The sequence below is a fragment of the Fusobacterium sp. IOR10 genome (assembly GCF_010367435.1).
In the GTDB taxonomy this organism is placed as follows: Bacteria; Fusobacteriota; Fusobacteriia; order Fusobacteriales; family Fusobacteriaceae; genus Fusobacterium_B.
In genome coordinates, this window is record NZ_WJWY01000007.1 from 76,886 (window position 1) to 86,576 (window position 9,691).

The 9,691-nt window shown below is 26.6% G+C and carries 7 protein-coding genes and 1 pseudogene; 3 read left to right on the forward strand and 5 right to left on the reverse strand.

Annotation, left to right across the window (positions count from 1 at the left end; all coding sequences use genetic code 11):
- Positions 1 to 40: 40 nt before the first annotated feature.
- The 4 genes from GIL12_RS03185 to GIL12_RS03200 form a co-directional block, all read right to left on the reverse strand.
- A complete protein-coding gene (locus GIL12_RS03185; RefSeq protein ID WP_163468910.1) occupies positions 41 to 784 on the reverse strand; it encodes a transporter substrate-binding domain-containing protein in 744 nt (247 codons plus the stop codon).
- Positions 785 to 808: 24 nt separating this feature from the next.
- Positions 809 to 1,972, reverse strand: coding sequence for a M20 family metallopeptidase (locus GIL12_RS03190; protein ID WP_163468911.1), 1,164 nt, complete (start codon positions 1,970 to 1,972; stop codon positions 809 to 811).
- Positions 1,973 to 2,240: 268 nt separating this feature from the next.
- Positions 2,241 to 2,882 carry a hypothetical protein gene (locus GIL12_RS03195; RefSeq protein WP_163468912.1) on the reverse strand — a complete coding sequence of 214 codons (642 nt, stop codon included), beginning with the start codon at positions 2,880 to 2,882 and terminating at the stop codon, positions 2,241 to 2,243.
- 10 nt (positions 2,883 to 2,892) lie between these two features.
- Entirely contained in the window at positions 2,893 to 3,282 is a 390-nt protein-coding gene (locus GIL12_RS03200) for a GrdX family protein (RefSeq protein WP_163468913.1), read from the reverse strand.
- Positions 3,283 to 3,564: 282 nt separating this feature from the next.
- Here GIL12_RS03200 and GIL12_RS03205 point away from each other — a divergent pair, with 282 nt between their 5' ends.
- The 3 genes from GIL12_RS03205 to GIL12_RS03215 all read left to right on the forward strand — a co-directional run bounded on the left by GIL12_RS03205 (position 3,565) and on the right by GIL12_RS03215 (position 8,730).
- Positions 3,565 to 4,623: a carbamoyl phosphate synthase small subunit gene (locus tag GIL12_RS03205; RefSeq protein ID WP_163468914.1), complete on the forward strand. Its 1,059-nt coding sequence runs from the start codon at positions 3,565 to 3,567 to the stop codon at positions 4,621 to 4,623.
- Positions 4,624 to 4,682: 59 nt separating this feature from the next.
- Positions 4,683 to 7,889 carry a carbamoyl-phosphate synthase large subunit gene (carB, locus tag GIL12_RS03210; RefSeq protein ID WP_163468915.1) on the forward strand — a complete coding sequence of 1,069 codons (3,207 nt, stop codon included), beginning with the start codon at positions 4,683 to 4,685 and terminating at the stop codon, positions 7,887 to 7,889.
- Between the two features lie 139 nt (positions 7,890 to 8,028).
- Complete coding sequence (locus GIL12_RS03215) at positions 8,029 to 8,730, forward strand: Bax inhibitor-1/YccA family protein (RefSeq protein WP_239056044.1); 702 nt, start codon at positions 8,029 to 8,031, stop codon at positions 8,728 to 8,730.
- A gap of 58 nt (positions 8,731 to 8,788) precedes the next feature.
- Here the strand turns inward: GIL12_RS03215 and GIL12_RS03220 are convergent.
- Positions 8,789 to 9,691: pseudogene (locus GIL12_RS03220) on the reverse strand (IS3 family transposase); the annotation flags it as partial.

Sequence of the window (9,691 nt, forward strand, 5' to 3'; positions counted from 1 at the left end):
TAGATATTAGTATACTATATTTCATTTATTTTTCAAATAATTATTTTATAATATTGTTACCAACTTTATTTGGGAAATATTTTTTTACTAATTGCAAATATTCTCCACTTTTCAATACTTTATTAAAAGCCACTTCAAATTCTTCTTCTAATTTTTTATTGCCCTTCTTAAAAGCCATAGCTTCACCTGGAGAATCATCCATAATTGTATCAACTATTTTTAATTCTTTAGTTTTCTTAATATATTCTTTCCCACTATTTTCATCCATAACTACAGCATCTATTTTATTTTGATTTAATGATAATATTGCTCCTGCAAATGAATCAAACAAGACAACTTCCCCCCCTTGATTCTTATCTAACTCTTCTTGCTTTGATCCCAATTGAACTCCAACTTTTTTATCCTTTAAATCCTCTTTTTTTAATATACTACTTTCTTTATTAACAATAACTGAATGTCCTGTTCCAAAGGCCAAGTAAGGTTTTGAAAAATCAACTGCTTTTAATCTTTCTGAAGTTGGTGCCATTCCAGCAATAACAACGTCTATTTTATTACTTTGTAAAGCTGGTAATAATCCTGAAAAGCTCATATTTACCCATTTAATTTCATAGTTTAATTCTTTTGTCATAGCCTCCATTAACTCAATATCAAAACCTACTATTTTGTCCCCTTCTAAATATTCATAGGGTTTAAATTCTGCATTTGTTCCAACGTATATTTTTTTCATTCCAAAGCTAAAACTAAATGTTACAATTGTTAATATTAAAATCATTATTTTTTTCATATTTCATCCTCCTGGTATTTTTTATTAATTATTTATTTGGTTAAATTCTTTTTTCACTGCATTTAATAATTTTTTATCCTGTATTAAATCTTTTCCTGTTAATACCATTGCAAAGATAGCTTCTTTCATTCCTTTGTAAGCTTCTTCTGTCACACTGGCTCTAGCAAATTCTAAACTATGTCCAATTAAATCCTTTGAAGATATTGGAAAGTAAGAATGAATTGTAGGACATACATGACTAACATCTCCAGCATCTGTAGACCCATCTGAATTAGATAATTCTATTTCTTCTAATCCTATTTTTTGTAAATTTTTAGTATAAGTCTCTGATAATGTTTCATTTGTTATTAAATGTTTAAAAGTATATTCATAATTATTTATTTCTAATGTACATCCTGTGGCCATTGCTGCTCCTTTAGCACAATTTTTAACTTTTTCACTTAGAGCATACATTTCTTTTGTTGTTTTATCCCTAACATAGAAGTTAGCTACTCCTAAATCTGGAATAATATTTGCCGCTTCCCCCCCTTTTGAAATTATTCCATGTATTTTTGACGTTGCCTTTGTTTGTTGTCTCAAGGCATTTACACTATTAAATAATTGAATGACTGCGTCTAGTGCATTAATTCCATTATATGGATCCCCTGCTGCATGGGCTGTTTTCCCTATGAATTTAAATTCTAAAGCTTCAATAGCTTGACTAGATGAACTTTTTTTATGACATCTTCCTGTTGGATGGGATATGATTGCTACATCAATGTCATCAAAAACATGAGCCTTTGCCATATCCACTTTTGCTCCAAAATTTTCCTCTGCTGGAGTTCCTAAAACAACAATTTTTCCTCCATAATTATTTATGACATTTTTTAATATTACACCAGCTCCAATACTTGTTACTCCTAAAATATTATGACCACAACCATGTCCTATTTCAGGTAAGGCATCATATTCAGCCATAAAACAAATACAAGGTCCCTCTTTTCCACTGTCGTATTCAGCTCTATAAGCAGTTTTTATATTCGCATACTCTTTTGTTACTTTAAAACCTTTTTTTTCTAAAAATTCAATATGTGCCTTTGAAGATTTAAATTCCTTTCTTCCAATTTCTGGATTATTATATAAATATTCATTTAAAGCTTTTAATTCTGAAAATATTTTTTCAAATTCTTTTTCTAAATTTTCTAACATATTTACCTACCTTTTTTATTTTTTAAACAAAAAAAACCATTTTTAGATTTTATCTAAAAATGGTTTTAACTTTTATATATATTATAGTAATATTTATTAAAATTAATTTCACTTTTATCTATTAAATAGCAACCTAAAAAGACTATATGAATATTCTGAATCTAACTTAATATTCCTTTGTCTCCTTGTGTTCTTTAACATAATATAAACTCCTTATTTTTAATTTCTAGTATTATAAGGCTTATTGCCCCTATTGTCAAATATTTTTTTAATATTTATAAGCTAAATCTATTTTTTTATTTAATAATTGTTCATTAATAATTGTTTTTTTATTATTCACCTTAAAAATAATTTTACTTTCTATATTTTTATTTGCTTTTATTCTATTTAAACTTTTTAAAGAAGATACTTCTAAAAAATTTGGAGACAAGTATTCTATAACTTTTAAATTCAAAGGATTTTCTTCTGTTTCTTTAAATAAAAATATTGTATCCTCATTTAAATAATTTAGAAAATTATCAATTTTTCCCCAATCTTTAGCCTCTTTTATTTCGTATACAAGATTTTCAGGTAATATTCCAAAATTACTAGTCAAATTGTTTACACTAGAAAAAAAGAAATTTGGATCTGTTATATGACTTGCTCTTAAAGTATAAAATAATTTATTTTTTAATAATTTTTTTTCCTTGGCTATTTTATAAGATTTTTCCTGTAGTTTTAAAATAAAAAACTCAAATAATCCCTCTTTAAAAGCACAATCATAAATATAGTCATTGTCCTTAAAACCTGCATCACTAAAATCCTTTATAATTTTATAACCATATATTAAATTATTCTTTAAATTTATTACTGGAATAAATTTAAAGGTTGTTTTTTCTACTACATTTCTAAAATCAATATCTTTCTCCAAAGCACACCACCTAATCGCATTTTATCTTTACCTCTTTTATACTATTTATTAACAAATTAAGATCCACATATCTATATTCTTCTAATCTATCCTTTGAATGTTTTTCTAAATCTGGCTGAGGCAATTTTTCTGATATTTTTAAAGCTCCTTTTATCATGTTCAAAGAATTAATCCCACTTATGTCCAAATCCTTTGAAATTAATATTGATTTAAATGGATTTTCTATGTTCGCTATATTATATATTATAGGATCACTTAATAGCTTGTGCCCCTTTAAGACGTATTTATAAACTTCCGCTAAAACTTTTGTTAAATTAGCCTCTTTTAAATAAATAACATCATCAGTTTCTTTATAAAAATGAAAAACTTTTTTGTTATTTGTTATTATTTTAAATTTCATTAGAAGTCCTCCTATTCTGAATTTGAGTACTCTATTTAGTATACCATATTTTTTATTTTATTTGACATTATTTTTTTTTTATAGTATACTTCTCCTTAAGAAATTGAAAGGGGGAAATAATGTATAAATTTAGATATCTTTTTAAATGTTATAACAATTTAAAAGAATCCTACATTTTATTTATTTTTTCATTTTTTTCTTGTTTTTTTAATATTTATTTTGAATTTTAGATATAACTTAATGTTATATCTTTTTTTTTATATAATTCTATTGGGAGGTTACATGAAAGGAAAATTAATTCTTGAAAATGGAAATGTTTTTGAAGGAAAGATATTTGGAGAACTAGGGGACACAGTTGGTGAAATAGTGTTTAATACTGGAATGACAGGTTATCAAGAACTTTTAACTGATCCATCTTATTGTGGTCAAATTGTTGTGATGACATATCCAATGATAGGAAATTATGGTATTAACTTAGAAGATATGGAATCTGATCGTTCTTATTTAAAAGGATTTATCATAAAAGAAGATGCTAAACTTCCTAATAATTTCAGATGTGAAATGACTTTAGATGGATTCTTAAGACAAAATAATATTGTGGCTTTTAAAGGTGTTGATACTAGGCAACTAGTTAAAATCATTAGAGAAGAAGGTGCTATGAAAGCGATTATAACTGCTGAAGATTTAACTGAAAAGGAATTATCTGAAAAATTTAATAATTTCAACAATTCCAAAGCAGTTACAAAGGTTAGTACTAAAGAAATCTACGAAATTAAAGGATCTGGTAAAAAAATTGGAGTTATGGATTTTGGTATAAAAAGAAATATTCTTAGAAATTTCCAAAAGAGAAACTGTAATTTAATTGTTTTTCCTTGGGATACTAAAGCTGAGGAAATTTTAAAATATGATTTAGATGGTTTATTTTTATCAAATGGACCTGGAGATCCAACTGACTTAAATAATGTTATATTTGAAATTAAAAAAATAGTTGGAAAATTACCTATAGCTGGAATTTGCTTAGGTCAACAATTAATTGCTTTAGCTTTAGGAGGTTCCACAGCAAAATTAAAATATGGGCATAGGGGATGTAATCATCCTGTAAAAGATTTAGAGAGAAATAGAATTTATATAACTTCACAAAATCATGGATATGTTGTTGATAAGGTTCCTGATTCTATGAAAGTTACTCATATAAATCTAAATGACAACTCTATAGAAGGATTGAAAAGTGATAAGCTTCATATTATGAGTGTTCAATATCATCCTGAAGGTTGTCCTGGACCAGAAGATAATAATTACTTATTTGATGATTTTTTAAAATTATTTGAATATAAATTTTAAAAATAATTATAACAGTATTGATTAAATTTAATTATTAATATTTTAATTGGAGGTTTTTAATGATAGATAAAAATATAAAGAAAACATTAGTTATAGGTTCTGGACCAATAATAATAGGACAAGCTGCTGAATTTGACTATTCAGGTACACAAGCATGTGAAACTTTAAAAAAAGAAGGTATTGAAGTTGTTTTAATTAACTCAAACCCTGCAACAATAATGACTGATAAAGCTGTTGCTGACAGAATTTATATAGAACCAATTACATTGGAATTTGTTGAAAAAGTAATAGCTAAAGAAAGACCAGATTCAATTTTAGCTGGAATGGGAGGTCAAACAGCTTTAAATATGGCTGTTGAACTTAAAGAAAATGGGATTTTAGACAAATATAATGTTCAAGTTATGGGAACTTCCATTGACTCAATTAAAAGGGGAGAAGATAGGGAACTTTTTAGAGAAGCTATGGAAAAAATAAACGAACCTATTATTGAAAGTAAAATTGTGGAAACTTTAAAAGAAGGTTTTGAGGTTGCTAGAACAATTGGTTATCCTGTTGTTGTAAGACCAGCATATACATTAGGTGGAACTGGTGGAGGATTTGCCCATAATCCAACTGAATTAGAAAATATACTTTCTAAAGGTCTTAGCCTTTCTAGAGTTGGACAAGTGTTAATTGAAAAATCAATTCTAGGATGGAAAGAAATTGAATATGAAGTTATTAGAGATAAAAATGGAAATTCTATTACAGTATGTAACATGGAAAATATTGACCCTGTAGGTATCCATACTGGAGATTCCATTGTTGTTGCTCCATCACAAACTTTATCAGATAGAGAATATCAAATGCTTAGAACCTCTGCATTAAAAATAGTAAATGAAATAGGGGTTATTGGAGGATGCAATGTACAATTTGCTTTAAATCCAAAATCTTTTGAATATGCTATTATAGAAATAAACCCTAGGGTTTCTAGATCTTCTGCTCTTGCTTCTAAAGCTACAGGATATCCAATTGCAAGGGTTGCCACTAGACTTTCTTTAGGTTATACATTAGATGAAGTTAAAAATGAAGTAACTGAAAAAACCTTTGCTTGTTTTGAACCAACTTTAGATTACATAGTAGTTAAAATTCCTAAGTGGCCATTTGATAAATTTAAAAAGGCTAATAAAAAGTTAGGAACACAAATGATGGCTACAGGTGAAATCATGGCCATTGGAAATAATTTTGAAGCTGCTTTACTTAAGGGGATCCGTTCTCTAGAAATAGGAAGATTTAACTTTAATCATCCATCTGTTAATAAAATGTCAATGGATGAACTTAAGGATGCTGTTATAAAACCTGACGACATAAGAATATTTATTGTAGCTGAAATGCTAAGAAGAGGATATATAAAAGAAAAATTACAAAAAATTACAGGTATTGATAAATTTTTTATGGAAAAATTAGAATGGATTGTAAAACAAGAAGAAATACTAAAGAAAACTAAATATAAAGATTTTAAACCTGAATATTTAAGAAAATTAAAAAGAAAAGGATTTTCAGATAAGGGAATAGCTGAATTTATAAATGTTTCTGAAAAGGATATTGAAAGAAAAAGAAAAGAAAATAATATTTATCCAGTTTATAAAATGGTAGATACTTGTGCTGGAGAATTTTCAGCTGATTCATCTTACTACTATTCCACTTACGATGAATTCGATGAGGTTACAGTATCCAATAAGAAAAAAATAATTGTTATTGGTTCAGGTCCCATAAGAATTGGACAAGGAATAGAATTTGATTATTGTACAGTTCATGCTGTAAAAACTTTGAAAAAATTAGGAATTGAAAGCATTATTATTAACAACAATCCTGAAACAGTTTCAACAGATTTCTCAACAGCAGATAAACTATACTTTGAACCATTAGTAATAGAAGATGTTATGAATATAATTGAAAAAGAAAAACCTGAAGGAGTTATTCTTCAATTTGGTGGACAAACTGCAATTAAACTTGCAAAGGAATTAGCTAGTCGTAATATTAAAATATTAGGAACTTCTGCTGAAAAAATTGATGAAGCTGAAGATAGAGAAAAATTTGAAGAAATGATGGAAGAACTAGATATTAAAAGACCTAAAGGGAGAGCTGTTTGGAACATTGAAAATGGTATAAAAATTGCCAATGAAATTAACTATCCAGTATTAGTTAGACCTTCTTATGTTCTAGGAGGACAGGGTATGGAAATATGTCATGATGAATATAATCTTGTTAAATATTTAGAATCATCCTTTGATAGGGATCCTGAAAATCCTGTACTTATTGACAAATATTTAAATGGTATTGAACTTGAAGTTGATGCAATTTGTGATGGTGAAAATATAATTATTCCTGGTATTATGGAACATTTAGAAAGAGCTGGAGTACATTCTGGGGATTCAATAACTGTCTACCCTCAACAAAATCTGTATGAAGGAACTGAAGAAGAAGTTCTTAGAATTTCAAAAGAAATTTCAAAAGCTTTAGAAATAAAAGGAATGATGAATATTCAATTTATTGCCTATGAAAATGAATTATATGTTATTGAAGTTAATCCAAGATCTTCTAGAACAGTACCTTATATTTCTAAAATATCTGGTATGCCTGTAATTGAAATTGCAACAAAAATAATTTTAGGACAAACACTTGAAGAAATTGGCTATAAACCTGGAATATATAAAAAACCTAATTTAGTAGCAGTAAAGGTTCCTGTTTTCTCAACTGAAAAACTTGGGGATGTTGAAATTTCATTAGGTCCTGAAATGAGATCAACAGGGGAAGTTCTAGGAGTTGGACACACTATAGATGAAGCAATTTACAAGGGATTAATTGCAGGAAAAAGAGCTAATAAAGTATCTGGAAAAAGAATTCTTCTTACAATAAGAGATAAAGATAAAGATGAATTTTTACCAATAGCAAAAAAATTAATAGAATTAAAATGTGAATTATTAGCTACCACTGGAACAGCTAAATATCTTAATAGCCATAACATAAAAACTTCTCAAATAAATAGAATAGGAGAAAGTACTCCAAATATTTTAACTGCCATACAACATGGTAATATAGATTTAATAATTAATACACCAACTAAAGCAAATGATGCTCAAAGAGATGGATTTAAAATGAGAAGAATAGCTATTGAATATGGTGTGGAAGTTCTTACTTGTTTTGATACATTAAACGCTATTATAAAAACAGAAAAAAGACATTTTCAAGATAAAGACCTTGAAGTTTTTGATATCTCAAAAATTTAACTTGATTATTCAATAAAAATAAGTATAATATCAATAAGGAAGTTGTTTCTAAAATGAAGCAACTTCCTTATAACTTTAAATAATAATTTTTAGTCTAATACATTAGACAATAAATTTTAATTTTTTTTAGGAGGAATATATGTACAATTTTAATCATGATGGCTATTCTATGGATCAAGATACTGCCACAGATAACAAACTTTTAAGATCTGCGTTTTCTTATATGGTACTTGGACTTTTAATTACTTTTTCTGTTCCAGCTTATATTATATTTTTTAATAACTATTTTTTAGCAACAATTTATAAATTTTATTTACCTTTAATAATTGGTGAATTTATAGTGGTTATTGCCCTTTCAGCTGGAATTAATAAGATTTCTAAATTAACCGCAACCTTTATGTTCTTTCTTTATTCATTTTTAAATGGATTAGTTTTTTCTTTAATTGGTGCTGCTTATGATTTAAATGTTATTTTCTACGCTTTATTAACTACTATTGTCATGTTTGCTGTTCTAGCAATTTATGGATACACAACTAATGAAGATTTAAGTAAATATGGAGGATTTTTAAAAACAGGACTTGTATCTTTAATTTTAATGAGTGTTATTAATATATTTCTTAAAGCCTCTAGTTTATATTGGATGGTTACAATTTTAGGAGTTGTTATTTTTTCAGCTCTAATAAGCTTTGATGTAAATAGAATAAAAAAAATGGCTTATCAAATTTCATCTGGAGATGAAGAAGCGATGGGTAAGATGGGAATAATCGCAGCCTTAAGCCTCTACTTAGATTTTATTAATTTATTCTTATATCTTTTAAGAATTTTTTCTAGAAAAAAATAATTATAAAAAAGAGCGATTTCTGTAGTGAACCCATTTTCTTGGACATGAAATTTAATATTTAATTTAAGGATTGATTCCTGTATTCTGCAGGAGTTAATCCTTTTAATTTTATTTTAATTCTCTGATTATTATAATAATCAATATAATTTTCTATTTCTTTTTTTAGTTCTGTAATATTTTCATAGTTTTTTTCTTGACCATAAAACATTTCAGATTTAATTATCCCAAAGAAACATTCCATCAAGCCATTATCTAAACTATTTCCTTTACGGGACATACTTTGAATAATTTTTTGATCTTTTAATCTATTTGTATAAAATTTATGTTGATATTGCCAACCTTGATCTGTATGAAAAATTAAATTTTTTAATTTTTTATTCTTTTTAAATGCCTGATCTAACATATCTTTTATTTGCATTGAATTAGGACTAGTTGAAATATTATAAGAAACTATATATCTTCCATAAGCATCTAAAATGGGGGACAAATATAGTTTAGTTCCTCTTAAATTAAATTCCGTTACATCTGTAAACCATTTTTCATTTGGTTTGTTTGCTTCAAAATTTCTTTTAATATAATTTTCTGCAATTTTTCCAACGGTTCCTTTATATGATGAATATTTTCTTTTCTTACGCGTAATACAATATAGATTATATTTATTCATAAGTCTTAATACTTTTTTATGATTAATATTAAAGCCTTGATTTTTAAGTTCTAATGTAATTCTACGATATCCATATCTTTTTTTATGCGCATAGAAAATATTTTTAATTTTTTTAATTGTATCTGTATTTTTTATATCACTATCTTCTTTGTTTAGGTAAAAATAATAAGTTGATCTTGCTATTTTTGAAATTTGTAATAGCATTTTCAAAGGATATTTAGCTTTAAGCTCGGCTATTATTATGATTTTTTCTTTTTTTGTAGCTCCCTTTTTTGAACTAAAGCATCTAACTTTTTT